This is a genomic window from Curtobacterium sp. MCSS17_005, assembly GCF_003234225.2.
Taxonomy (GTDB): Bacteria; Actinomycetota; Actinomycetes; order Actinomycetales; family Microbacteriaceae; genus Curtobacterium; species Curtobacterium flaccumfaciens.
On sequence record NZ_CP126258.1, the window covers coordinates 3,469,202 to 3,494,661 of the forward strand.

Consider the following 25,460-nt stretch of genomic DNA (forward strand, 5'->3'; position numbering starts at 1 on the left):
CCACAAGCCGGACGCAACCCGGCCTGCACGACGCAGGAACCTGCGAGAATCGACCCATGAGCGGCAGCATGACGCTGCGGGGGGCTTCGTCCGACCACCGCGCTGCGACCACGACGACCACGATCTCCGGTGCGGGGCGCCCCACGTGCGCCTGACGTTCACCGCGAGTCACCTTCCGTCGAGCGCCTCCGCCGACTTCGTGGTGGAGTGCGACGAGGACACCCTGCTCGGCGAGATCGTCGAGGTCGTCGCCAAGCGGCTCGGGCAAGGGGCTGCGTCGATCGTCGACGTCGCGGTCGACTCCGTCCCGACCACCCCGCACGCGCGCATCGGCGACGGTGTGCTGCTCGAAGGTGCTCGGCTGACGTTCGGGGCCCCGGCTCCGGTCCTGCCCCTGCCCGGTGACCTGCCGAGCGTACGGATCGTCGGCGGACCGGGTGCCGGCACCGTGGTGGTGCTCGATGCGGGCATCGCCCACGTCGGTTCCGCGCCTGACGCGACGGTGCCCTTGCCGGACCGCACCGCCCCGGAGTACGCCGCGATCCTGCGGCTCGACCTCAACCGTCGGTTCACGATCACCCCGACCGAAGGCTCCACGGTGCTGGTGGACCGCGCCGAGGTCGACGACGAGACCCCGGTCGAGCCGGGCAGCATCGTCACGATCGGCGACACCCTGCTGTCGGTCGCGGTGCCGGACGCCGACCGAGCGGCGATCACCCTGACCGCCGGTGGCGGCTCGCTCGACTACACCCGGCCGCCGCGGCTCCTGCCCGAGGACCACCCGTCCGTGTTCAAGCTGCCGGCCGTGCCGGCGCAGCAGTCACGTCGGTCCATCCCGATCATCGCGGCGCTCGCGCCGCTCGGCATGGCCGCCGTGATGATCTCGATCTTCCACAACGTCGCGTACCTCGCGTTCGGTCTGATGTCGCCGATCATCATGTTCGGCAACGCCTGGTGGGACCGCCGGAACGGCAAGAAGACCCACAAGCAGCGCGTTGCCGAGTACGAAGAGACCAAGAAGGCGGTCGAGGCGGACGCCCTGGAGGCAGTGGTCCGGTACCAGCGCGAGCTGCGGACGAGCGCACCAGACCCCGCAACCGTGCTCGACGTCGCGTTGCGGCGTCGCGCTCGCCTGTGGGAGCGCCGCCGGACCGATCCCGACTACCTGACGCTCCGCGTCGGGACCGCTGACGTCCCGTCCGGCGTCGTGCTCGAGGACCCGTCGGCGCTTGAGCACCGTCGCGCGGTCGACAAGCTGGCAGAGGACGTGCCGGTGATCGTCGACCTCGGCGTGCAGGGCGTCGTCGGCGTCGCGGGCCGAGACGAGCACACGCGGCACCTGACGTCGTGGTTCGTGGCGCAGCTCGCGGTGCTCCAGAGTCCGCGCGACACGCAGTTCGTCGTGCTGACGGACGCCCGGTCGGCCGATGCGTGGGCGTGGTTGCGGTGGATCCCGCAGGCCCGGCCGGGCTTCGGGCAGGACGCCGTGATCGCGATCGGCAACGACGCCGAGACGCTCGGTGCCCGGGTGGCCGAGGTCGGTCAGCTGATCGATGCGCGACAGCGGGCCATGCGTGAGTCCAACGTGCGCGGGATCCCCGGCCCGGACATCGTCGTCGTGCTCGACGGTGCCCGGCGGCTCCGAGCACTGCCCGGCCTGATCCGCATCCTCAAGGAAGGGCCGGCGGTCGGCGTCCGGGCGATCTGCATCGAGGAAGAGGCACGGCTGCTGCCCGAGGAGTGCTCCGTCGTCGTCACCGTCGGGCCGGAACGCATCCGGGTCGCCGCGCAGCGCCAGGCGACGGTCACCGACGTGCGGCCCGACCGGATCCCGGACGGCTGGTTCGAGACGGTCGCCCGAGCGGTGGCGCCGATGGTCGACGCCGATGACGAGAGCGACGCCGGCGGACTGCCCACGTCGTCGCGGTTGCTCGACGTCATGCTGCTCGAACCGCCGACGGCCCGGGCGATCACCGGGAAGTGGTCGGTGCGCCCACGCACCACCGAGGTCGTCGTGGGCGAGAGCCTCGACGGACCGTTCGCGTTCGACCTGCGGAAGGACGGCCCCCACGGCCTCGTCGCCGGCACGACGGGTTCGGGCAAGTCCGAGCTCCTGCAGACGATCGTCGCGTCGCTCGCGGCGACCAACACTCCAGAGGGCATGAACTTCGTCCTCATCGACTACAAGGGCGGGGCTGCCTTCCGCGACTTCGCGCCGCTGCCGCACACCGTCGGCATGGTGACCGACCTCGACACGCACCTGGTGGAGCGAGCGCTCGAGTCCCTGGGTGCTGAACTCCGTCGTCGTGAGCACCTGTTGGCCGATGCGGCAGCGAAGGACATCGAGGACTACCTCGACCGCCTCGGTCGTGGTGAACCGCTGCCGCCGATGCCGCGGCTGCTCATCGTCATCGACGAGTTCGCGAGCCTGGTGCGGGAGCTGCCCGACTTCGTGACCGGCCTGGTGAACATCGCCCAGCGCGGTCGGTCCCTCGGTATCCACCTGATCCTCGCCACGCAGCGTCCGACCGGTGTCGTCTCGAACGACATCCGCGCGAACACGAACCTGCGGATCGCACTGCGGGTGACCGACTCGAGCGAGAGCACCGACGTGATCGACGCCGGCGACGCGGCCCAGATCCAGAAGAGCACCCCCGGCCGCGGGTACATCCGTCTGGGCGCCGGGGCCCTGCTGCCGTTCCAGTCGGGTCGCGTCGGTGGCCGTCGCCCCGGACAGTCGACCCAGCGCAAGCAGGTCTGGGCCGGTGCGGTCTCGTGGTCGGCGCTCGGTACTGCACCGCCCGCACCACCGAAGTCCGAGGTGCAGCACACCGACGAGCGAACCGACCTGCAGGAGCTCGTCGGCGCCGTGACCGAGGCCGCAGCGGAGCTCGGCGGTCCGGCTCCGTACCGTCCCTGGCTCGATGCCCTGCCGGAGACGCTGCTCTTCACTGACCTCAACGACCGCGCGTGGGAACTCGACGACAGCACCGCCACGGATGCACGGGTGGGTCCGCTGCCGTTCGCGCTGCAGGACTTCCCCGGTGAGCAGGCGCAGCGTGTGCGCAGCCTCGACCTCGACTCCGACGGGCACCTCTACGTCGTGGGTGCCCCGCGGAGCGGCCGGTCGCAGGTGCTCCGGACCCTCGCGGCAGCCATCGCCCGGAACACCTCGGCGGCCGACGTCCACGTGTACGCGCTCGACTGCGGCAACGGCGCGCTGCTGCCGATCCAGGCGCTCCCGCACGCCGGCGCCGTCGTCCAGCGTGTCCAGACCGAACGAGCGCAGCGGCTGCTGACCAAGCTGGCCCAGGAGCTCGCCCGGCGCCAGCAGGTGCTGGCTGACGGCGGTTTCGCCAGCATCGTCGAGCAGCGTGCCGCGGCCGTCGTGCCGGCGGAACGTCTGCCGCACATCGTCTTCATGCTCGACCGCTGGGAGGGCTTCGTCGGCTCACTCGGCGAGCTCGACCACGGCGCTCCGACCGACCAGGTGATGACGTTGCTCCGCGAAGGCGCCAGCGTCGGCATCCACCTGGTCGTCACCGGAGACCGACAGCTGCTCTCGAGTCGGATGGCCACCCTGGTGGAGGACAAGCTCGTCCTCCGGCTGTCGGACCGGGGCGACTACGGGTTAGCGTCGCTCAACCCGCGCAAGCTCCCGGAGCAGGTCCCCGACGGACGTGCGTTCGCCTCCGAGTCCGCGACGGAGACACAGATCGCGCTGCTCGCCGCAGCCGGCACCGGGCAGTCGCAGGCCGCCGCCATCACGGCTCTCGCCACCTTCGCGACGGAACGCGACCGGGCCGTCGAACGCAGCCGACGTCCCTTCCGCGTCGACCAGCTGTCCGGCCCGGTGCCGTTCGAGCGCGCGTGGGAGATGCGCGACGACGACTCCGGCCTGTTCGGTCTGGTCGGCATCGGCGGCGACGACCTCACCGCGATCGGGCCTGACCTGGCCACCGCCGGTTCGTTCGTCGTCGGGGGCCCCGCGAAGTCCGGTCGCAGCGCCGTCCTGCTCTCGATGACGCGTTCGGTCCTGCGCGAGGGTGGCGAGGTCGTGCTCGTGACCCCGCGGCAGTCCCCGCTCCGCGGGCTGGCCGCGGAACCGGGTGTGCTGGCGGTGCACGAGGGTGCCGATCTGACCGAGGACGACCTCGCACCCCTGTTCGACGGGCAGCCCGGTCGACGCGTCCTGGTGGTCGACGACGCCGAGCTCGTCAAGGACGCCCCGGCGAAGAGCTGGCTGCAGGGGTTCGTCAAGCGTGCGGCCGACAACGGTCAGGCGATCGTCGCAGCCGGACTGACCGCCGAGTTCGGTGTCGGGTTCACCGGCTGGCAGGTCGACATGAAGCGCAACCGCTCGGGAGCGCTGCTGAGCCCCCAGGCGATCACCGAGGGCGACCTGCTCGGCATGCGCCTGCCGCGGAGCAGCATCGTCGAGCGCGTCCAGGTCGGTTCCGCGATCGTGCACCTGGGCGACGGCGAGCTCGTGTCGGTGCAGGTGCCGACTCCCTGAACGCCGACTCCCCGGGCACGGTTGGGTGGGTCCATGTCCTCTGCCCCGCTCTCCGGTGACGATTCCCTGCACCTGCCCGAGTTCGACAGCCCGCCAGCGTCTCCGCTCGACCTCGCTCGCGAGTGGCTGTCCGCGGCCCAGGACCGACAGGTCTCCGAGCCGTTGTCGATGACCCTCGCAACGGCCGGGGCCGACGGCCGTGTGTCCGCCCGCACGGTCGACGTGAAGCGCATCGAGGCGGACGGACTGGTCTTCGGCACGTCGGAGGACAGCCCGAAGGGGCGGCAGCTCGCCGAGAACCCGCACGCGGCCCTGCAGGCGTACTGGCGCGAGACGATGCAGCAGCTCCGGTTCGAGGGCCACGTCGTCCGGCTGTCGGACGCCGAGTCCGACGCCCTGTTCGCGGATCGCTCCCCGAAGTCACGCGCGGCGACGGCCATCGCGGACCAGTCGGCCGTGCTCGAGCCGCGGACGCTGCAGGACCTGATCGACGACGCGAACGACCTGCTCGACGACTCCGGCGACGACGTCCCCCGGCCTGCACGGTGGGTTGCCTGGCGTCTCGAGCCCGACATCGTGGAGTTCTGGCACGGCAGCCGTGACCGGATGCACCGACGACTGCAGTACGCACTCGCCGAGGGCGCCTGGACAGCCACCCGCCTGCAGCCGTAGTCGGTACGGCTCCGGTTCGTGAGAGCCGCCGCCCCTCTACCGCCCGATCGGGTTCACCATCTCCCCCGCCCGGATGAGCGACGCCGACTGGTCCGCCAGGTCCACCATCGACAGGGTGTTGCGCAGCTGCAACCGGTTCAGACACGAGTGCTCGAACGTCGGCACCCGCAGGTCCAGGGGACGCCGGCGGTCCGGGTGCGCGGCGGCGTGCGCGTCGATGCACTCCCCCACGACCTGCCAGAAGCGGGACTCCGGCAGCACCCCGTCGTCGTCGAGGATCGCGGCGACGAACCGCAGCACCCCGTCGAACACGTCGGTGAACACGGCGAGCGCGGCCTCGTCGTCGGACACCGGGTGCACGATCCGGCCGATGTCGTCGGGGACGGGGCGGTCGTCGTGCCGTCCGAGCACCGCGGCCTCTTCACCGATGTCCTTCATCACGGCACGGACCACGACGCCGTCGCGCACGACGAGCACCAGGTTCTCGCCGTGCGGCATGAACACGAGGTCGTGCACGGTCAGGCAGTGCACGACGGGCAGCAGGTAGGCGTCGAGCCAGCGCCGGACCCAGACGTCGGCGGGCAGACCAGAGGCCTCGATCAGCGCCGAGACCACGGCGTTCCCCGAGGCGTCCCGGTGCAGCAGCGCCGCCATCGTCAGTAGCCGCTCGCCGTCCGTCACCCGCGGCAGCGGGCTCTCCCGCCACAGCGCCGCGAGCATCTTGCGCTGCGGCGAGGACACGTCGACCCGGTGGTAGGCGTCGCCCGTGTAGCCGATGGCGGCGTGTTCCCGGAGCACCGAGAACCCGGCGGCGGCGAGCGTGGGGTCGGCGGAGACGATCGACTCGACCCAGTCGTTCACGGCCGGCGTGTTCCGCATGTACGCGGGCGACATCCCCCGCAGGAACCCCATGTTCTGCACGGCGAGCGCCGTCTTCACGTACGAGCGTGCCGGCTCGGTGCGGTCGAACGCGGTGCGGATGGACTGCTGCGGCTGGTACTCGTCGGGTCCCTCGCCCAGGTCGACCAGGTCCTGTCGGCCCAGGTCGGGCGCGAAGGTCACGGCGATCCGGTGCTGCCACTGCCACGGGTGCACGGGCAGCCACACGTAGTCGTCGGGGTCGAGCCCGCGACGCTCCAGCGTGGCCCGGAAGTCCGCCACGACGTCCGCCGACAGCTCCGAATCCCAGTGCGCCTGCTCGGTGCGGTCCGCGGCGAGCGCCAGGTGCGTGTGCTCGCGTCGGGCGGCGAGCCACCGGTACCGGAACCGGCCGCCGGACTCGGGCGCGAACGCCCGGCACTCGTCGAGCCCGAACCCGATCCGGCCGTTGGCGGCGACGAATGCCGGGTGCCCCTCGGTCATCGCCGCCTCGACGTCCTGGAACGACGCGACGACGGCCTCGACGGATCCGGCCGCCCCGGACGCCTCGGCCGATCCAGCCCCGCCCCTCCCGCGCGCCAGCTGCGCCGCCGACGGCCCGCCCCGCCGGTGCTTCGCCGCGCCACTCGCCAGCGTCGACGCGATCTCCTCCAGGTACGTGCCGAGCAACTCGTCGGGGATCCCGAGCACCGCGCGCAGCTCGAGCACGAGCTCCTGCGCGCTGAGCGGCGCCGGCACCCCCGCACGGGTCCGCGTCAGCGAGGCCTCGTCCATCGACCAGTGCTCGAGCACGTGCTGCCGCGCCCGGAACCGGTAGGTCGACTCCCCCGCGTCGAGCCGCCACCCGTCCCCGTCTGCCTCGGGAGCGATCAGTCGTTCGTGCGTGAACTCCGCGATCGTCTTCGCGATGAGGTGCCGTTCTGCGGGCTCCAGGTGCTCGGGCCGCAGGTGCGCGGCCGGCCCGTCGTCGTCGGGGACGCCGATGCGATCGGTGTCGAGCACCGACAACAATGCCCGCTTGCCGGCGACGTCCACCTGGCGCAGCGCGCGGAACCCGACCTCGGCGTTCTTCGCCTGCACGGCGGTGTTCCGCACGTCCGGTTCGACGACGACCCGGCGCGCGCCGAGGGCCTCCCGGCAGTGCTCGACGACGGCCCGCATCACCGCGCTGGTCAGGCCGTGGACACGACCCTCGGCGGGCATCGGCGCGACGAGCAGGTGCATGCCGACGTCGCCGGGTTCGGCCGCCCACACGTCGGTGAGCAGGACGGCGGAGGGATCGTACGTCTCGGCCAGGAAGCACGGGTCGCCGTCGCGACGGCCGAGCCACGCTGCCTGCGCCGGGTCCGCCTGCACGCCGGTCAGGTAGGCGCGCACACCGTCCACGTCGAGGTTACCCATCTCCCACCACGACGACGCCGGGTGGGCGAGCCACGACTGCACGACGGCGGCGTCGCGTTCCGGGTCCACGGGCTCGACGGTCAGGAGGCCCGGCCCGGCTCCTCCAGGCATGGTCGCGTCCGGCGCGGTGGTCGTCACGGTCGCGCTCATGCGGACACCTCCGCCCGTTCGGACGCGCGCCGGGCGGGCGCGCGCTCCGCGGCGCCGGGGTGGGCGGTGGACGGCGCTGCTGTTGACTGCCCCGAGGCGGGCAGGCCGAACTCCTGGAAGGCGATCCGGGCCTCCAGGCCGTACACGGGGCGACCCGTGACGGACCGGATGATCGACGCGTTCCGCCACGCACCCATGCCGAGGTCGGGCGCGGTCAGGCCGTGCGTGTGCTCCTCGGCGTTCTGCACCCAGATGCGTCCGCCCAGGGTGTCGACGTGGTGGTCGCGGGCGACGGCCAGGCGCCCGCGGGAGTCGCGGGCGACGAGGTGCTCGACCGGGTCGAGGAACCGCGGGACCCGCGGGGTGTACCCGGTGGCCAGCACCAGCTGCTCGACCTCGTGCTCGTACGTCTGGTCGAGCTGCTCGTGCCGGAGCGTCAGCCGGTACGTGCCACGGTCGGCGAGCCAGGCGGCGTCGACGACGCTCGTCTCGGTCCGGAGCGTCGTCGGGACGGGGCCGCGCGCGCTGATCCGGTAGAGCTGGTCGTACAGGTCGTCGACCAGGTCGGCGCTGATGCCCTTGTACAGGCCGCGCTGCTCCCGCCCCAGGCGATCGCGGACGGCTTCGGGCAACCCGTGGAAGTGGTCCGTGTACTCCGGGCTCGTCATCTCGAGGGTGAGCTTGGTGTCCTCCATCGGGAAGAACCGGGGCGAGCGTGTGATCCAGTCGAGGCGGTAGCCGTCCTGCCGGATGTCCTCGAGCAGGTCGCGGTAGACCTCGGCGGCGGACTGCCCGCTGCCGACGACGGCGATCGATCCGGCGTCGCGCAGTGCGTCGCGGTTCGGCAGGAAGTCGGCGGAGTGGATCGCCGGGCCACCGATCCTGCGCAGCGGGGCGGGGACGGACGGCTCGGTGCCGATGCCCACGACGACGTGGTGTGCGCGGTACGTCTCGGGACCCTGATCGGTCTCGGCGTGCACCGTGAACGTGTCGGTGACCGGGTCGTGTTCGACGGCGGTCACCCGGCGGCCCCACCGCAGGGTCTCCAGCCGGTCGGCGGCCCATCGGCAGTAGGCGTCGTACTCGCTGCGCAGGGGGTGGAAGTCCTCGCGGATGTAGAACGGGTACAGGCGGCCGGTCTCCTTGAGCCACGCCAGGAACGAGAACGGCGAGGTCGGGTCGGCCATCGTCACCAGGTCCGCCAGGAAGGGCACCTGGATCGTGGCGTCGTCGAGCATCATGCCGTGGTGCCAGGCGAAGCCGTCGGCGGCGTCGAGGAACACCGCGTCGACGTCGGCGATCGGGTCGGTCAGGCAGGCGAGGCCGAGGTTGAACGGGCCGATGCCGATGCCGACGACGTCGTGCACGGACTGCTCATCGCGGTTCATCGAGTCGCTCCTTCCGGGGTGGTGATCGCGGCTCGGATGCGCGCCGCCGTCGCGACGACGTGCTCCAGCGATGCGCGCATCTGGTCCGGGGTGGTCTCGGGGTTGAGCAGCGTGAGCTTGTTGCACGGCCGGCCGTCGATGACCGTCTTGGCGATGAGGACCCGGCCCTCGGCGAGCAGGGCCGAGCGGATCGGGGCGACCAGCGCGTCGGCGGCCTCGTCCGTCATGCCGACGGGCTGCCAGCGGAACAGCACCGTGCTGAGCTGCGTCGGCGCGACGAGCACCAGGTCAGGGTGCTCCTCGACGATCCGGTGTGTGGCCGTGGCGAGGTCGATGACGGCGTCGAACGCCGCACCGATCGCATCGGCACCGGTCGCCCGCAGCGTGGCCCAGAGCTTCAGGGCGTCGAACCGGCGGGTGGTCTGCAGCGACTTGTCGACCTGGTTCGGCTCGGCGGCATCCTCCGGGTTCAGGTAGTCGGCGTACCACGCGGTGCGCCGCAGGTCCTCCGGGCGCTGGACGATCAGGGCGCTCGACGACACCGGCTGGAAGAACGACTTGTGCAGGTCGGCGGTCACGCTCCGGGCACGTTCGACGCCGTCGAGCAGGTGCCGGCGGGTCGGGGACACGAGCAGGCCGCAGCCGTACGCGGCGTCGACGTGCAGCCACACTCCCTCCAGGTCACAGACGTCCGCGATCGGTTCGAGCGGGTCGATGACCCCGCGGTCGGTGGTGCCGGCGGTGGCGACGACGGCCATCGGCGTCTGCCCGGCTGCGCGCGCGGCGGCGATCGCCTCGGCGAGGGCGGCGGGGACCATCCGACCGGCGTCGTCGGTGGCGACGGCGACCACGGCCTCGAGCCCGAGCAGCCGCGCGGACTTCGCGATGCTGAAGTGGGTCTCGGCGGTCGTGAACACGGTGCCGCTGGTGGCGAGGGCCTCGCGCGCCAGCAGCAGGGCCTGCAGGTTCGACTGCGAGCCGCCCGAGGTGAAGATGCCGTCACCCGCGGCGAAGCCGATCCGACCGGCGAGCCAGGCGACGACGTGCCGCTCGATCTCGGTGCCGATGCGGGACTGGTCCCAGGTGTCGACCGATGGGTTCACGGCGGCCAGGACCGATTCGGCAGCGACCGCGGGCAGCGCGACCGGGCAGTTCAGGTGCGCGAGGTACGCCGGGTCGTGGAACCAGACGGCCTCGCGGACGAACAGCTCGTCGAGTTCGGCGAGTGCGCGGTCCGTCCCGAGGGGTTCGGCGTCGAGGTCGACGTCCTGCACCCGGGCCCGGAGGACCTCGGGAGCGGTGTCGGTCGTCGGACGGTCGGCGGCGGCGAAGCGGTCGGCCAGACGGTCCACCGTGGACGTCACGGCGGAGCGGTAGCGCTCGGCGGTGGCGGTGGTCAGGAGTTCGATGGGAGGTGTCACGTTAGGTAAGGCTAACCTCACAAAGCGTGATCGTGCCACCCGAACGAGGGGCGCCCTGGCAGGCCGGGCGTGTCAGACGCCCCTCCCCCGGACGGTCGGACGCCCGCCCGGGAGGCAGGCGAGCGTCCGCCCGACAGGTACGTCGAGCGTCAACTCACCGGGCGGATCAGGCGATCGTGAACCCGCTCGGCTGCAGGGGCCGGCGGCCGATGCGGACGTCCCGCTCGACCCGGCCTGCCGACCGCGGCCAGCCCGCGGTCCTCGGTGGACGGGTTGCTGCCGGTTCGGTGTGGACCGGTGAGGGCTCTACAGCTTCTCGATCGGGGCGATCTTAATGAGGAGCTTCTTGCGGCCCGCGGAGTCGAACGCGATCTCGGCGATCCGCTTGGCGCCCTGACCCGTCACCGCGGACACCGTGCCCTCACCGAAGTCGACGTGCTTGATGCGGTCGCCGGCGACGAGTTCCATGTCGCCGTTGTCGCGCACCTGCCCGGACACCCGGTTCGCCCACTCGGTCTTCGGGCGGGTCTTCGAGGCCGCCGCTGCGCGGTCGTACGAGCCGCCGCCCCAGCCACCACCACCGCGGTAGCCACCACCCCCGCCTCCGCCGAAGCCGCCGTCGCGCTTGGCGTTCAGGGCGCGGGGCTGCGTGCCACCGCGGCTGTTCGCCATGCCCGGGGACTGCTTCCACTCGATGAGCCCCTCGGGGATCTCCTGCAGGAAGCGCGAGGGCATCGCCACGTTCACGTCGCCGAACTGGGCACGGGTCATCGCGAGGGACAGGAACAGGACCTTCTTGGCGCGGGTGATGCCCACGTAGAACAGCCGGCGCTCTTCCGACGGGCCGCCGGGCTCGTTGGCGGACATCCGGTGCGGCAGCAGGTCTTCCTCGACGCCGGTCAGGAACACCGCGTCGTACTCCAGGCCCTTCGCGGTGTGCAGGGTCATCAGCGACACCGTGCCCGAAGAGTCGTCGAGCTCGTCCGCCGCGGCGACCAGCGAGACCTCGGTCAGGAAGTCCGACAGCGTCCCCTCGGGGTTGTTCTTCTGGAACTCACGCGTCACGGCCACGAGCTCGTCGATGTTGTCGGCTCGGGCGGCGTCCTGCGCGTCGGGCGACTTGCGCAGGTTGTCGAGCAGCCCGGAGCCGTCGAGCAGCTGCGTCAGGGTGTCGACCACCGGCTGCGTCGGGGCCTTCTCGGACACGGAGTCGAGCAGCGCCGCGAACTCCGTGATGGCGTTCCGCACCTTCGGCCCGAAGCCGAGCTCGCCCGCGTGCCGCAGAGCGTCGCGCATCGTGGTCTCGTGCTCGTCGGCGTAGCGCTGCAGCGTGGTCTCGGTGACCGAGCCGATGCCGCGCTTGGGCACGTTGAGGATGCGGCGCAGGGCCATCGGGTCGGCCGGGTTGGCGACGGTGATCAGGTACGCCATCGCGTCCTTGATCTCGGCGCGCTCGTAGAACTTCGTTCCGCCGAGCACCCGGTACGGGATCGCCGCACGGATGAAGATCTCCTCCAGCGCACGGGTCTGCGAGTTGGTCCGGTAGAACACCGCCATGTCGCGGTAGTCCATGCCGTCTTCACGCAGGCGCTGGATCTCGTCGGCGACGAACTGCGCCTCGTCGTGGCCGGTGTACCCGGTGAAGCCGACGATCTTCTCGCCGGCACCGACGTCGGTGAACAGGCTCTTCGCCTGGCGGTCGAAGTTGTTCGCGATGACGGCATTCGCCGCGTCGAGGATGTTCTGCGTCGAGCGGTAGTTCTGCTCGAGCAGGATCGTCTTGGAGTTCGGGAAGTCCCGCTCGAACTCGACGATGTTGCGGATGTCCGCCCCGCGGAACGCGTAGATCGACTGGTCGGAGTCGCCGACCACCGTCAGGGACGCGGGGGCGATCGACCCGTCGGTCTCCCGCATCCGGGCGACGTGCTGGCCGGAGTCCTCGAGCCTGTCGACCTGTTCGACCGGCACCGGGCGGGTGAGCTCACGGATCAGGGCGTACTGGGCGTGGTTCGTGTCCTGGTACTCGTCGACCAGGATGTACCGGAAACGGCGCTGGTACAGGGCGGCGACGTCCGGGAAGGCCCGGAACAGGAACACCGTCTGGCCGATGAGGTCGTCGAAGTCGAACGCGTTCGCCCGGCGGAGTTCGTTCGTGTAGCGCCGGAACACCTCGGTGAACATGACCTCTTGCGGGTCGTTCACGTTGATGTTGCGCGCGTAGGTGTCGATGTCCTGCAGCTCGTTCTTGAGCTTCGAGATCTTCGACGCCGCAGCGCCGACGGTCAGCCCGAGGGAGTCGGCCTCGAGCTCCTTGATGATCCGCTTCAGCAGCGCCCTGGAGTCGGCGGAGTCGTAGATCGTGAACGACTGCGGGAACCCGAACCGCTCGGCTTCGCGCCGCAGGATGCGCACGCACGCCGAGTGGAACGTGGAGATCCACATCCCCTCAGCCTCGCCACCGACCAGGGCCCGGACGCGCTCGCGCATCTCGGCGGCGGCCTTGTTCGTGAACGTGATCGCCAGGATCTGCGACGGCCAGGCTTCGCGGTTGGCGAGCAGCAGCGCGATGCGGCGCGTGAGCACGCTCGTCTTGCCGGAACCGGCGCCGGCCACGATCAGCAGGGACTCGCCGCGGTACTCGACGGCTTCCTTCTGCTGAGGGTTCAGACCCGCGGTGAACGGGTCTTCGTACGCGCGGGCACCGGCGCCCGGCTCGGGCGTCGATTCGAAGGGGTCGAGCACGATCGTCATGTCCGGGACATTCTAGGCGAGGCCCCCGACAGCGGACCGGGCGAGCACCGCCAGGTCGGGGTGGTCGGCGAACACCCCGTCGAGTCCTGTGCGGATCACGGACGTGAACCACCGCTCCCAGTCGCCGAACGCCGCGACGTCGCCACCACGACGCAACGGCGACGGCAGGAACCGGTTCTCCGGCCGGAGGGTCCACGTGTACACCGCGAGCCCGGCGGCGTGGGCGCGGTCGACGATCGCGCTGCGCACCGGCGTCGGGTCGTCGAGGGCGACGCTGTCGACGCCGGCCATCAGGGTGCCGAGGTCGACGCTGATGCCGTGGAACTCGGTCGCGAACGACGCGAGCGCGTCCTCGGAGCGCTCGGCGGCGTAGGTGGGGGCGAGCGATCCGTGGGACGCGACCTCGTCCGCGGCGCTGCCACGGGCCTCCTGGAGGTACACGAGCCGACCACCGGTCCCCCGCTCGCGCAGGTCGCGCAGCACGCCCTTCTCGAAGCTCTCCACCGTGAGCCGCTCGTCCTGCCGCCACCCGGCCTGGCTGAGCGCGGCGTCGACGAGTGCAGCCATCGGGAACCCGGCGCGGTCGAAGTACGCGGCGTGCTTGACCTCGGCGACGAGCCCGACCGGGCGGGGTGCGGCGTCGAGGATCGCGAGCAGGTCGACGAGCCGCAGGATCGGCTGCGCACCGTCGTGCTCGGCGGATCCCGGCCGCAGCACCGGCAGGCGCTCGCGGGTGCGGAGCGTCTGCAGCTCGGCCCACGTGAAGTCCTCGGTGAACCAGCCGGTCAGGGTCTGGCCGTCGACGGTCTTCGTCGTGCGCAGGTGCCGGAACTCGGGGTGGTCGGCGACGTCCGTGGTGCCCGAGACCTCGTTCTCGTGCCGGAGCACCAGCACGCCGTCCTTCGTGGGCACCAGGTCCGGTTCGATCGCGTCGGCGCCGAGTTCGATCGCGAGCTCGTACGCGCTCCGCGAGTGCTCAGGACGGTAGCCGGACGCACCGCGGTGGGCGATCACGAGGGTCATGGCGCGACCCTACTTGCCGCCGGTGACCAGCGGGGCGCCTGTGTCGCGGGACACACGCGTCGCTCCGGCGGCCGTCGTTCCCAGCGACGACGCCGAGCATCGCCGCATGACCGTCCGTTCGCTCTCCACCGCCGTCGAGGCCCGGATCGACCGGGCCGCACGCCGTCTGCTCGACGCCGGGCACCAGCCGCACCGGCCCGTCCGGGTGTTCGTCACCGAGTTCCTGGTGTTCGGAGCGAAGCAGGCCTGGGCGTGCGCGTTCGGGGCGCTGCTGCTCGCGACCATGGCCGTGGTGCACCTGACCGTGCCGGCGGCGATGCGGAACGACGTGCTGACGATCGCGGCCGTGCTGCTGCAGGTCGGGATGCTCGTGTTCGGGCTCGAGACCGTGCGGGAGCTCCGGGTCGTCCTGCTGTTCCACGTCGTCGGGACCGCGATGGAGGTGTTCAAGACCCACATGGGCTCGTGGACCTACGAGTCGAGTGGGCTGTTCGTCGTCGCCGGGGTGCCGCTGTTCTCGGGGTTCATGTACGGCGCCGTCGGGTCGTACATGGTGCGGGTCTACCGGCTGTTCGACCTGCGGTTCGACCGGTACCCACGGCAGTGGCTGCTGGCGGTCGTGGCGGGCGGGATCTACCTGAACTTCTTCGGCCACCACTTCGTCGCCGACGCCCGGTACGTGCTGCTCGCGCTCGTGCTGCTGCTCTTCGCCCGCACGACCATGCACGTGCGGATCCACCGGGCGACGCTGCGGATGCCCGTGCTCGTCGCGATGGGACTCGTCGCGGTGTTCATCTGGGCGGCGGAGAACGTCGCGACCTGGGCCGGGGCGTGGAGCTACCCGGCGCAGCTCGCGGTGTGGCAGCCGGTGGCGCCGACGAAGATCGTGGCGTGGTTCCTGCTCATGACGATCTCGGTCGCGCTCGTCACGTGGCTCTACCCGGCGCTGCCGTCGGGATGGGCGCGCTCGACGGGCTCGACGGCGGACTCTCGACGTCCTCGGGGCGCGCGTGCAGCGGGCGACCCTAGGCTTCCCTCGACGGAGCCCGCTGGGCCCGCGTCCGCTCGCCGCGAATCCTCAGCCTTCCGCGACCGAGCGCCCCTAGGCTGAGAGGACTCGAATCTCCTAGGAAGAGGACACCATGGCCTTCAAGCCCGGTTTCGACCAGTCCCCCGCCTTCAACGCACAGGGGGCAAACACCTGGGGCGGGCGCGGTGCTGGTCAGCAGCAGGCCGGCTGGGGACAGACCCCGCAGCAGGCCCAGGGCGGCATGACCCCCGAGCAGCTGCAGTACATGTACGACCGCCCGACTGCGTCCCCGGTGGACACCGACCGCATGTCGTACGAAGACACCATCGTCAAGACGCTGCTCGCGTTCGGCGTGCTCGTCGTCGGCGCGGTGGCCGGTTGGAACCTGCCCCCGGCCGTCTGGGTCGTCGGCGCGCTCGTCGGGTTCGTCCTGGCGCTCGTCAACACCTTCAAGAAGAAGCCTTCGCCGGGTCTGATCCTGACGTACGCGTTCTTCGAGGGGCTGTTCGTCGGCGGTATCTCGAACTACTTCCAGACCGCGTTCCCCCAGGCCGACGGCATCGTCGCGCAGGCGGTGTTCGGCACGCTCGGTGTGTTCTTCGTCACCCTGCTCCTGTTCCGCTCGGGCAAGGTCCGCGCGACCCCGAAGGCCACGCGCTTCTTCCTGATCGCGATGGTCGGGTACATGGCGTTCTCCCTGGTGAACCTGGTCCTGATGTGGACCGGCGTGACGCAGAGCGCGTTCGGCCTGATGGGCGTGACGCTCTTCGGCATCCCGCTCGGTGTGCTGATCGGCATCTTCGTGGTCGTCATGGCGGCGTACTCGCTGATCCTCGACTTCGATCAGATCAAGACCGGTGTCGAGCGTGGCGCACCCCGCATCTACGCCTGGACCGCGGCGTTCGGCCTGATCGTGACGCTGGTCTGGCTGTACCTCGAGATCCTGCGCATCCTCGCCATCATCGCGAGCAGCTCGCGCAATTAGTACCAGCGCACACGCGAAGGGCCCCGGCGCTGCCGGGGCCCTTCGTCGTCCCCGGGCCGGTGGTCGCGGATAGCGGGGCGAGCGGGGCGGCGGCGGTCCCAGGGGGGCGGTCCGAGTGGTCACAACACCCCGCCGAACGCCCGCCGAGTGGTCACAAAGTGTCGCCCGGGCAAGGGCCAGCCGACACTTCGTGACCGCTCGGCCCCGGGCCCGCGGGGTGTTGTGACCGCTCGACGGCCCCGGCAGCACCCACGCCCCCGACTCCAGCCGCCCGAGGTCGCACAACCCGCCGCACGCGCAGCGCCCGGGTCGCGCGGACTGCCGTCACACGTCCCGGCACACGGCAGTTCGTGCGCCTCCGGCACCGATCCCGGCGCCGCCACCGGACGCACGAAGGCCCGGCACGCGTGACGCGTACCGGGCCTTGCGTTGCTCAGGGGAGCCCTACTCCCACTCGATCGTCCCCGGCGGCTTCGACGTGACGTCGAGCACGACCCGGTTGACGTCGGGCACCTCGTTCGTGATGCGGTTCGAGATCTTCGCGAGGGTGTCGTACGGCAGACGCGTCCAGTCGGCGGTCATGGCGTCCTCGGACGAGACCGGACGGAGCACGATCGGGTGCCCGTAGGTCCGGCCGTCGCCCTGCACGCCCACGGAGCGGACGTCGGCGAGCAGCACGACCGGGCACTGCCAGATCTCCTTGTCGAGACCGGCCGCGGTGAGCTCTTCGCGGGCGATCTTGTCGGCCGCGCGGAGCAGTTCGAGCCGCTCCTTCGTGACCTCGCCGACGATGCGGATGCCCAGGCCCGGGCCGGGGAACGGCTGGCGACCGACGATGACCTCGGGCAGCCCGAGCTCGCGGCCGACCGCACGGACCTCGTCCTTGAACAGGGTGCGCAGCGGCTCGACGAGCTCGAACGTCATGTCCTCGGGCAGGCCGCCGACGTTGTGGTGCGACTTGATGTTCGCGGTGCCTGCTCCGCCGCCGGACTCGACGACGTCGGGGTAGAGCGTGCCCTGCACGAGGAACTTGACCTCGGCATCGGAGTCGGAAGCCTTGGCCTCGAGCACGAGTGCCTCGGCTGCGCCCTCGAACGTGCGGATGAACTCGCGCCCGATGATCTTGCGCTTCTGCTCGGGGTCGCTCACGCCGGCGAGGGCGTCGAGGAACTGCTGCTCGGCGTCGATCGTGATGAGCCGGACACCGGTGGAGGCGACGTAGTCCTCTTCCACCTGCTTGCGCTCGTCGGCACGCAGGAGCCCGTGGTCGACGAAGACGCAGGTGAGCTGGTCGCCGACGGCCTTGTGCACCAGGGCTGCGGCGACGGCGGAGTCGACACCACCGGAGAGCCCGGCGATGACCCGCGCGGAGCCGACCTGCTCGCGGATGCGGGCGACCTGCTCCTCGATGACGTTGCTGGAGTTCCAGTCGCCGGGCAGGCCCGCGGCACGGTGCAGGAAGTTCTCGAGCACGGCCTGGCCGTACACGGAGTGCTTGACCTCGGGGTGCCACTGCACGCCGTAGAGCTTGCGCTCGTCGGACGCAAACGCCGCGACGGGCGTCGATGCGCTCGAGGCGAGCACCTCGAAGCCGGCCGGTGCCTTGGCCACGGAGTCGCCGTGTGACATCCACGTCACCTGGTCCGCCGGCTGGTCGCCGAGCAGGGTGCTGGTGCCGGGGGCGAGGGTCACGTCGGTGGCGCCGTACTCGCGCAGACCGGTGTTCGCGACCTCGCCACCGAGGGCGGTCGCCATGGCCTGGAAGCCGTAGCAGATGCCGAGCACGGGGACGCCGAGGTCGAGGATGTCACCGTCGAGCGACGGCGCGCCTTCTTCGTACACGGATGACGGACCACCGGACAGCACGATGGCCGCCGGGTCCTTGGCGCGGATCTCGTCCGCGGTGATGGAGTGCGGCACGATCTCGCTGTAGACGTTCGCTTCACGGACCCGACGCGCGATGAGCTGCGCGTACTGGGCCCCGAAGTCGACGACGAGGACGGGACGCTGTTCGGTCTCGCTCACCGAGCGGCCTCCTTCTCACGCTGCTGGGCAGCGATCAGCTCGTGGTAGGTGTCCATGGCCCGCTGCTGCATGCGGTGTTCGACCACGAAGGACATGAACGGGATGATGCCCCCGAGGGCGATGAGCAGGAAGCGCGACGGCCTCCAGCGCATGATGCTCCACAGACGGAAGTCCGTGAAGAGGTAGAGCACGTACAGCCAGCCGTGGGCGATGAGGATCGCGATCGACAGGTTGAACGTGCCCGGGGTCTCGCCCGCCGTGCCGTTGGGCACGAAGAACGGACCGTTGCCGAGCTGCATCTCGAGCTGCAGCGGCGTGTACTTGATGATGACCTCGACCACCAGGGCGAGCAGCAGCACGCCGGTGATGTACGCCGAGACGCGGTACCACTTCACCGCCCCCGGGATCTTGGGGATGTCACGGGTTCGGACGGTCAGGGCCATGCCGGCAATCCTACCGTCGGAGCGCGTCGGCTTCGGTGGCGAGCGCTGCCTCGCGCTCCTCTTCCTGCTCGCGCTCCCAGGCGTCCTTCACGAACCGGTACCAGAGGAACACGGCGAAGCCGGCGAAGACGACCCACTCGATCGCGTAGAACAGGTTGAGCCAGTCGAACTGGACCTCGCGCGACGGTGCACGGTCGGCGATGGTGCCGAGGTCGGCGGCCTTCGCGGTGGTGCCGTCGGCGACGACGTACCCGAGGTACATGCGGTCGTCGAAGGCCTGCCAGGTGTTCACGAACCGGGCGGGGGCGACGGCGGAGTACTCGCCCTTCTTGTACGCGTCCTGGTCGGGTGACTCGGCCGGGTAGTAGCGACCCTGGATCGTGAGCGTCTGGCCGTCCGCCAGGCGCTCGCCCCCGGCGACGGCGGCCGGCCGCTGGTCGGACCACCCGATGACGACCGGGAGGCTCGCCCCACCATCCGAGTCCACCAGGTGTCCGACGGTCTGGTACTTCCCACCGCCGGTGCGGCCGGTCAGGACGGTGGTGTCGTCGGCGACGAAGGTCCCGGAGACGGTGACCTTCTGCCCGGCGAGACTCTCGCTGACGGGGCGCTCGGGGGTCGTGACCGCCTCGAGCGTGCGGCGGGTCTCGGTGGTCGCCGGCAGGGGCTTGCCGTTGGCGATCGACCGCTCCAGCTGCCACTTGCCCAGCCCGGCGAACACCGCCGCCAGCACGAGCGCCAGCAACAGCAGCGCGATCCACCTCGGTCGTCGGGCAACGGCCCACATCTGTATCAGTACTCCGGATCGCGCTGTCGGACCGGGCGCTCGGGGCGCTCGGCGGGGATCTCGACCGGCGACGTCACGGGGGCGGACGTCGGCTCGGGCTCCTCATTGTCTCGCTCGTCCCTGCCAGCTGCCTCGACGAGGGCGAACTCCTCGGCGAACTGGCGGTCCCGCTCGGCCTTCCGCGCCGCGGCGGTGGCGTCCGCCTCGGCCTCGGCCGCTTCGGCGCTCTCGGCGGCGGCTGCTGCGGCGACGGCACGTCGGCCGCCCAGGCGTCCGCGCAGGCGGATGAGCCGACCCGGGCGCACCACGAGGCGGCCGATCCGGTCCGAGTTCACCGCGAGCAGCGGCCCGAGGACGGCCATGCAGAGGACGTAGAGGCCCGCGAAGGCGGTGATCCGCGCCTCCAGCCCGGCGGCAGCCGACAGCGTCGCGAGGATCAGCGCGAACTCGCCACGGTTCACCAGGATGACGGCGGTGTTGATGCCCTGCTGGACGTTGAAGCCGTTCATCCGCGCGACGATCTGGCCGGCGACCGCGTTGAGCACGACCGTCATGCCGATGGCGCCGAGGACGGGCCAGAGCACCTCGCCGAAGGTCGACAGGTCGAGGCCGAGCCCGAAGTTGACGAAGAAGAACGCGGCGAAGACGTCGCGCATCGGCAGGGCGAGCTGTTCGATGCGGTCGCGGTACCGGGTCGCTCCGCAGAGGAGGCCGATGACGAAGGCACCGATGGCGTCGGTCACGCCGAGCAGGTCGCCGATGCCGCCGAACATGACCGCGAGTCCGAAGAACAGCACCGTGAACAGCTCGTCGTCACGGGTGGCGAAGATCTTCGAGACCCACTTGCCCGCGAAGCGCGCGAGCGTGAACATCACGATGAGGAACCCGAACGCGAGTGCCAGCTTGCCGACGACGGCCCAGACGTTGGTGTCGCCGGACAGCACGACGGAGACGATCGCCAGGTAGACGGCGATGAAGACGTCCTCGATCACGGTGACGCCGAGGATCATCGGGGTCTCGTCGTTCGCCAGGCGCCGGAGCTCGATGAGGAGCTTCGTCACGATGGCGCTCGAGGACGTCGCCGTCATGCCCGCGATGATCAGGGCTTCACGGGTGCCCCAGCCGAGCGAGAACCCGAAGGCGAACCCGACGCCCATGTTGATGACGACGTAGGTGCCGCCCGACACCAGGAGCTTGCCGGCGTTGCCGTAGAACTCCTCTTGGTCGAACTCGAGCCCGAGGTTGAACAGCAGCAGGATGAGCCCGAACGTCGCGATGAGCTCGATCGTGTGGGACTCGACGCTCAGCCCGAACCACGGCGTGTTCGGACTCGCGACGAGTCCGACCACCATGTAGATCGGGATGGCCGGCAGACCGATGGACTTGCCGAGCCGGCCCAGGACGTAGGCGATGACGAAGAGCACACCGATGGTGAGCAGCTCACCACCCAGGTGCATGCGCTAGCTCTTCCGCGGGGCCTCGGCCGAGGCGGCCGCAAGCTCTCCGCTGCGGTAGAAGGAGAACGCCTTGGCGACCTTCTCGGGGGATCCGGCGACGACGATCGTGTCTCCGGGGAAGACGACGAAGTCCGACGAGGGCGCCGGGTTGGCGCTGTCGCCACGGACCACGGCGACGACTGTCAGGCCGATGAAGCCCGAGTCGTGCAGGTCACCGAGGGGCTTGCCCGCGATGGCGTCGTCGTAGTCGACGGAGAACCAGTCGATGGACAGCCCCGGGATCTCGTCGAGCTTGTCGAGGCCCTCGGTGATCCGGGTGCCGCCGAGCAGTTCGGCGAGCGTGTGCGCTTCGTCCTCGCTGAGACGCAGCGAGACCTTCTCGGACTTGTCCGCGCCGTCGGAGACGTCGGCGAACGAGATGAGGTCGGAGTGCCCCGACCGGTGCGTGATGACACCGCACTTGCCACCGTCGTCGGTGTAGAAGCTGTGCAGCACGCCGACTCCGGGGAGTTTGACGCGATGGACGTCGACCATGATGGCTCCCTCTTCGAGTACCCCCATGCTAACCACCCGGTGGTCCCGCGCATTCCGCGGACTACTGTTCTGTGGATGGGGAGAACACGGACCGTCGTCGCCGTCGTCGGGGTGCTGGTCGTCGCGCTGTACGCAGCGCTGCTGGCGGTGGACGCACTGGTGCTGGACCCGCTCGCCGCCGTGCCCGGTGCGACCCTGGCCGAGATCCACGCCGAGCTCTCGGAGCAGGGTTTCTCGGTCGGAGCGGACATCGCCACCGTCCTCGGGATCGCCGTCGTCGGTGTCCTGTTCGCCGCGGGGCTGTCGGTGCTGCTGCTCATCACCCGGGCGAGGGCGCACGTCATCGCGGCGGTGCTGCTCGCCGTCGTCGTGATGGGGACGCCGATGTCGTTCGTGGCGGCGATCGCCCTCGGCATGGACGTCGCGGACGCCTACGGGGTCGGCGGCGGTGCCCACACGATCTGGTCGGGCGTGCTCTACGTGACGAGCCTCGTCGCGCTGATCGGGATCCCGGTGGTGCTCGTGGTCGGCCAGGCGGCGCACGTGCGCCGCGCCGCCCTGCGGGCGCACGCCGCCTGACGGACGCACCACGGGCCTCCAGTCCGGTCTGCTGGCCTGGAGGCCCGTGGTGCGTCCGCGACGCTGCTCGCTACTCCGGCTCGCTCGTCTTCTCGCCGACGACCTGCTCGTCGGACGCCTTCGCGCCCTCGGCGCCGTCCGAGCGGCCGCCGCCCACGACCACGTCGTCCTCGTCGAAACCGAACGCGATGTCCGGGGCCTCGAGCCGCACGCGGTCCGCGCTCTCGTCGTCGGGCTGCAGCTGCGACTCCCGTTCGGCGGCGACGCGCTTCAGGTAGTTCGCGACCTCGTGCTCGGTCGTCTCCTGGTCCCAGCCGAGCACGTCCGCCATGAGCTTCGCGGCGACGGGCGCCGCTGACTCGCCGCGGTCCCAGGCCTCGATGGAGATGCGGGTTCGGCGGGCGAGGACGTCCTCCAGGTGCAGGGCGCCCTCGTGCGAGGCAGCGTAGACGACCTCGGCGCCGATGTAGTCGTCGGCTCCCGGCAGCGGTTCGGCGAGCGCGGGGTCCTGCTCGACGAGCTGCAGCACCTCGGTCGCGAGGGTCCCGTACCGGTTGAGCAGGTGCTCGATGCGGACCTTGTGCACGTTGAAGCTCCGTGCGGTGCGGGCGCGTCGGTTCCACGCGGCCGGGTAGCCCTCGGCGCCGAGGAGCGGGATGTCCTCGGTCGTCGACTCCGGGATCCTGCCGTCCATGGCCGCGACGGCCTCGTCGATGGCGTCCTTGCCCATCACACGGTACGTCGTCCACTTGCCGCCGGCGACCACGACGAGCCCGGGCACGGTGTGCGCGACGACGTGCTCGCGGCTGAGCTGCGAGGTCTGGTCGGACTCCCCCGCCAGCAGCGGGCGGAGGCCGGCGTAGACGCCCTCGACGTCCTCGCGGGTGAGCGGGACGGCGAGCACCTTGTTGACGTGCTCGAGGATGTAGTCGATGTCCGCCGCGGTCGCTGCCGGGTGCGCCTTGTCGAGGTACCAGTCGGTGTCGGTCGTGCCGACGAGCCAGTGGCGGCCCCACGGGATGACGAAGAGCACGCTCTTCTCGGTGCGCAGGATCATGCCCGTGTTCGACTGGAACCGGTCACGGGGGATGACGAGGTGGACGCCCTTCGACGCCCGCACCTTGAACTGGCCGCGGGTGCCGATCATCGCCTGGGTGTCGTCGGTCCAGACACCGGTGGCGTTGACGACCTGCTTCGCGCGGATCTCGAACCGTTCGCCGGTCTGGATGTCGTGGGCCTGCGCGCCGACCACGCGCTCCCCGACCTTGATGAACCCCTCGATGCGGACGCGACTCGCTGCCTCGGCGCCGTAGGAGGCCGCGGTGCGCACGAGCGACGCGACGTAGCGCGCGTCGTCGACCTGGGCGTCGTAGTACGTCATGCCGCCGACGAAGGCGTCCTTCTTGAGCCCGGGCATGTTCCTGAGCACCTGCTTCCGGCTGAGGTGCCGGTGGTGCGGGACGCCGGGCGGACGGCCGCCGGACCAGCTGAACACGTCGTACATCGCCATGCCGATCCCGATGTAGAAGCGCTCCCAGACCCGGTGGTTGAGCGGGTAGAGGAAGCGCACGGGCTTCACCAGGTGCGGGGCGATGCGCTGGAGCAGCAGGCCGCGCTCGATGAGGGCCTCGCGGACGAGTGCGAAGTTGAGCTGCTCGAGGTAGCGGATGCCGCCGTGCACGAGCTTCGACGAACGGCTCGACGTCCCCGAGCCCCAGTCGCGGGCCTCGACGATGCCGACACTCAGGCCGCGGGTCACGGCGTCGAGCGCGCTGCCCGCACCGACGATCCCGCCGCCGACGACCAGGACGTCGAGCTCCTTGGTCTTCAGCGTCTCGATCGCGGCCGCACGTTCGTCCGGCCCGAGCTTCGCCGCGGGGTCGAACCCCACGCCGGGCGTGACGTCACGCGGACGTCCGGCCGTGCTGGTCTGCTTCGTCGTGCTGGACTTGGCCATCGTCGCCTCCGGGTCACGGTCGGCGCCGTGGCGTCACCCGGGTTCGTGCCCGGGTGCCACCGTCACTGGTGGTACGGCGCCACGACCACTTCTACTCGCTGGAACTCCTTGGCGTCGGAGTATCCCGTCGTCGCCATCGAGCGACGCAGGGCACCGACCAGGTTGGCGCGGCCGTCGTGGGTCGGCGTCGGACCGTTCAGGACGTTCTCGAGCGGGGCGATCGTGCCCACCTCGACCCGGCGGCCGCGGGGCAGCTCGGGGTGGTGTGCCTCGGCACCCCAGTGGTAGCCGCCACCCGGGGCCTCGGTCGCACGGGCGAGCGCGGTGCCGAGCATGACGGCGTCGGCACCAACGGCGATGGCCTTGACGATGTCGCCCGCGGTGTCGAGCCCGCCGTCGGCGATGACGTGCACGTACCGGCCGCCCGACTCGTCGAGGTAGTCACGACGGGCACCGGCGACGTCCGCGACGGCGGTGGCCATCGGGGCGTGGATGCCGAGCGCGGCGCGGGTGGTCGACGCTGCGCCGCCACCGAAGCCGACGAGCACGCCGGCGGCACCGGTGCGCATGAGGTGCAGCGCCGACGTGTACGTCGAGGCACCGCCCACGATCACCGGGACGTCGAGCTCGTAGATGAACTTCTTGAGGTTGAGGGGTTCCTCGGTCTGGGAGACGTGCTCGGCCGAGACCGTGGTGCCGCGGATGACGAACAGGTCGACACCGGCGTCGACGACCGTCTTCGAGAACTCCTGGGTGCGCTGCGGGCTGAGCGAACCGGCGACCGGCACCCCGGCTGCGCGGATCTCGGCCAGGCGTGCGGTGATCAGCTCGGCCTTGATCGGCTCGGAGTAGATCTCCTGCATGCGCTTCGTGACGTTGCCGTCGGTGAGCGACTTGATCTCGTCGTAGTACGGGGTCGGGTCCTCGTAGCGGGTCCACAGCCCTTCGAGGTCGAGCACACCGAGGATGCCGAGCTTGCCCATCTGGATGACCGTCGCCGGCGAGGACACGGAGTCCATCGGCGCCGACAGGATCGGCGACGCGAACGTGAACGCGTCGATCGACCACTGCACGCTGACGTCGCGCGGGTCACGCGTCCGCCTGGAGGGGACCACTGCGATGTCGTCGAACGCGTACGCCCGACGTCCGCGCTTGCCTGCACCGATCTCGACTTCGCTCACTCGGACAGCCTACCGGGCGGGCTCTGCGACGTGCACGGGCCGGACGGTGCGGACGGAGCCGTCAGCGCGGGTGGCGCGGCGCCCGTCGGCGCTTCCGGAGCGCCCGCAGCACGAAGCCGAGCAGGAGCGCGAGCACCACGAGGACGACGAGCAGCACGGCCGCGACCTTGACGAGCAGCGCCGCCCCGACGAAGAGCGCGATGAACACGAGCCAGACGAGGGCGTCGAGCACGAGGGGTCCGGAGGTGCGCACCCGCGGAACGATACCGACCCGCGCGGGG

General features: G+C 70.8%; 18 protein-coding genes. 5 read left to right on the forward strand and 13 right to left on the reverse strand.

The genetic code is table 11. The features are described 5' to 3' along the window. The first annotated feature begins 145 nt into the window (after positions 1-145). Entirely contained in the window at positions 146-4,516 is a 4,371-nt protein-coding gene (locus DEJ20_RS16580) for a type VII secretion EssC family protein (protein ID WP_111234672.1), read from the forward strand. A 33-nt stretch (positions 4,517-4,549) separates the two neighbouring features. Continuing rightward, positions 4,550-5,188, forward strand: a complete 639-nt coding sequence (locus DEJ20_RS16585; RefSeq protein ID WP_111234671.1) for a pyridoxine/pyridoxamine 5'-phosphate oxidase — start codon at positions 4,550-4,552, stop codon at positions 5,186-5,188. A 36-nt stretch (positions 5,189-5,224) separates the two neighbouring features. Here DEJ20_RS16585 and DEJ20_RS16590 read toward each other — a convergent pair whose 3' ends face one another. From DEJ20_RS16590 to DEJ20_RS16610, 5 genes are all read right to left on the reverse strand, one after another. Next, positions 5,225-7,618: a GNAT family N-acetyltransferase gene (locus tag DEJ20_RS16590; protein WP_111234670.1), complete on the reverse strand. Its 2,394-nt coding sequence runs from the start codon at positions 7,616-7,618 to the stop codon at positions 5,225-5,227. Next, positions 7,615-9,006 carry a lysine N(6)-hydroxylase/L-ornithine N(5)-oxygenase family protein gene (locus tag DEJ20_RS16595; protein WP_111234669.1) on the reverse strand — a complete coding sequence of 464 codons (1,392 nt, stop codon included), beginning with the start codon at positions 9,004-9,006 and terminating at the stop codon, positions 7,615-7,617. Before DEJ20_RS16595 ends, DEJ20_RS16590 begins: the two co-directional genes overlap by 4 nt. Then, positions 9,003-10,427 carry a pyridoxal phosphate-dependent decarboxylase family protein gene (locus tag DEJ20_RS16600; RefSeq protein WP_111234668.1) on the reverse strand — a complete coding sequence of 475 codons (1,425 nt, stop codon included), beginning with the start codon at positions 10,425-10,427 and terminating at the stop codon, positions 9,003-9,005. Before DEJ20_RS16600 ends, DEJ20_RS16595 begins: the two co-directional genes overlap by 4 nt. A 306-nt stretch (positions 10,428-10,733) precedes the next feature. Further along, a complete protein-coding gene (locus tag DEJ20_RS16605; protein ID WP_111234667.1) occupies positions 10,734-13,178 on the reverse strand; it encodes an ATP-dependent helicase in 2,445 nt (814 codons plus the stop codon). A gap of 12 nt (positions 13,179-13,190) precedes the next feature. Beyond that, positions 13,191-14,201: a glycerophosphodiester phosphodiesterase family protein gene (locus tag DEJ20_RS16610; RefSeq protein ID WP_111234666.1), complete on the reverse strand. Its 1,011-nt coding sequence runs from the start codon at positions 14,199-14,201 to the stop codon at positions 13,191-13,193. 106 nt (positions 14,202-14,307) lie between these two features. Between DEJ20_RS16610 and DEJ20_RS16615 the strand changes: the two genes are divergently transcribed. Further along, positions 14,308-15,312 (forward strand): DUF817 domain-containing protein, encoded by a 1,005-nt coding sequence (locus DEJ20_RS16615; RefSeq protein ID WP_111234665.1) that lies wholly within the window; start codon positions 14,308-14,310, stop codon positions 15,310-15,312. A 31-nt stretch (positions 15,313-15,343) separates the two neighbouring features. Next, the gene (locus tag DEJ20_RS16620) at positions 15,344-16,216 is read left to right on the forward strand and encodes a Bax inhibitor-1/YccA family protein (protein WP_042539759.1); all 873 of its coding nucleotides are present in this window, start codon (positions 15,344-15,346) and stop codon (positions 16,214-16,216) included. Between the two features lie 444 nt (positions 16,217-16,660). Here DEJ20_RS16620 and guaA read toward each other — a convergent pair whose 3' ends face one another. From guaA to DEJ20_RS16645, 5 genes are read right to left on the reverse strand one after another with little or no spacing between them, the layout of a single operon-like run. Beyond that, positions 16,661-18,241, reverse strand: a complete 1,581-nt coding sequence (gene guaA / locus DEJ20_RS16625; protein WP_111234664.1) for a glutamine-hydrolyzing GMP synthase — start codon at positions 18,239-18,241, stop codon at positions 16,661-16,663. After that, positions 18,238-18,684, reverse strand: a complete 447-nt coding sequence (locus tag DEJ20_RS16630) for a DUF3817 domain-containing protein (protein ID WP_017885467.1) — start codon at positions 18,682-18,684, stop codon at positions 18,238-18,240. The genes guaA and DEJ20_RS16630 overlap by 4 nt, the downstream gene beginning before the upstream one ends. 10 nt (positions 18,685-18,694) lie before the next feature. Continuing rightward, positions 18,695-19,471 carry an SURF1 family cytochrome oxidase biogenesis protein gene (locus tag DEJ20_RS16635; protein ID WP_111234663.1) on the reverse strand — a complete coding sequence of 259 codons (777 nt, stop codon included), beginning with the start codon at positions 19,469-19,471 and terminating at the stop codon, positions 18,695-18,697. 5 nt (positions 19,472-19,476) lie between these two features. Beyond that, positions 19,477-20,928: a cation:proton antiporter gene (locus DEJ20_RS16640; RefSeq protein WP_111234662.1), complete on the reverse strand. Its 1,452-nt coding sequence runs from the start codon at positions 20,926-20,928 to the stop codon at positions 19,477-19,479. 3 nt (positions 20,929-20,931) lie between these two features. Beyond that, the gene (locus tag DEJ20_RS16645) at positions 20,932-21,462 is read right to left on the reverse strand and encodes a cation:proton antiporter regulatory subunit (protein ID WP_017885470.1); all 531 of its coding nucleotides are present in this window, start codon (positions 21,460-21,462) and stop codon (positions 20,932-20,934) included. Positions 21,463-21,537: 75 nt separating this feature from the next. Between DEJ20_RS16645 and DEJ20_RS16650 the strand changes: the two genes are divergently transcribed. After that, on the forward strand, positions 21,538-22,041 hold the full coding sequence (locus DEJ20_RS16650) for a hypothetical protein (RefSeq protein WP_111234661.1): 504 nt from the start codon (positions 21,538-21,540) through the stop codon (positions 22,039-22,041). Between the two features lie 70 nt (positions 22,042-22,111). Here DEJ20_RS16650 and DEJ20_RS16655 read toward each other — a convergent pair whose 3' ends face one another. From DEJ20_RS16655 to DEJ20_RS16665, 3 genes are all read right to left on the reverse strand, one after another. Beyond that, complete coding sequence (locus DEJ20_RS16655; protein WP_071404640.1) at positions 22,112-23,998, reverse strand: glycerol-3-phosphate dehydrogenase/oxidase; 1,887 nt, start codon at positions 23,996-23,998, stop codon at positions 22,112-22,114. A gap of 62 nt (positions 23,999-24,060) precedes the next feature. Beyond that, complete coding sequence (locus DEJ20_RS16660) at positions 24,061-25,179, reverse strand: GuaB3 family IMP dehydrogenase-related protein (RefSeq protein ID WP_027466694.1); 1,119 nt, start codon at positions 25,177-25,179, stop codon at positions 24,061-24,063. Positions 25,180-25,240: 61 nt separating this feature from the next. Further along, positions 25,241-25,432 (reverse strand): hypothetical protein, encoded by a 192-nt coding sequence (locus tag DEJ20_RS16665; protein WP_111234660.1) that lies wholly within the window; start codon positions 25,430-25,432, stop codon positions 25,241-25,243. Positions 25,433-25,460: the final 28 nt, after the last annotated feature.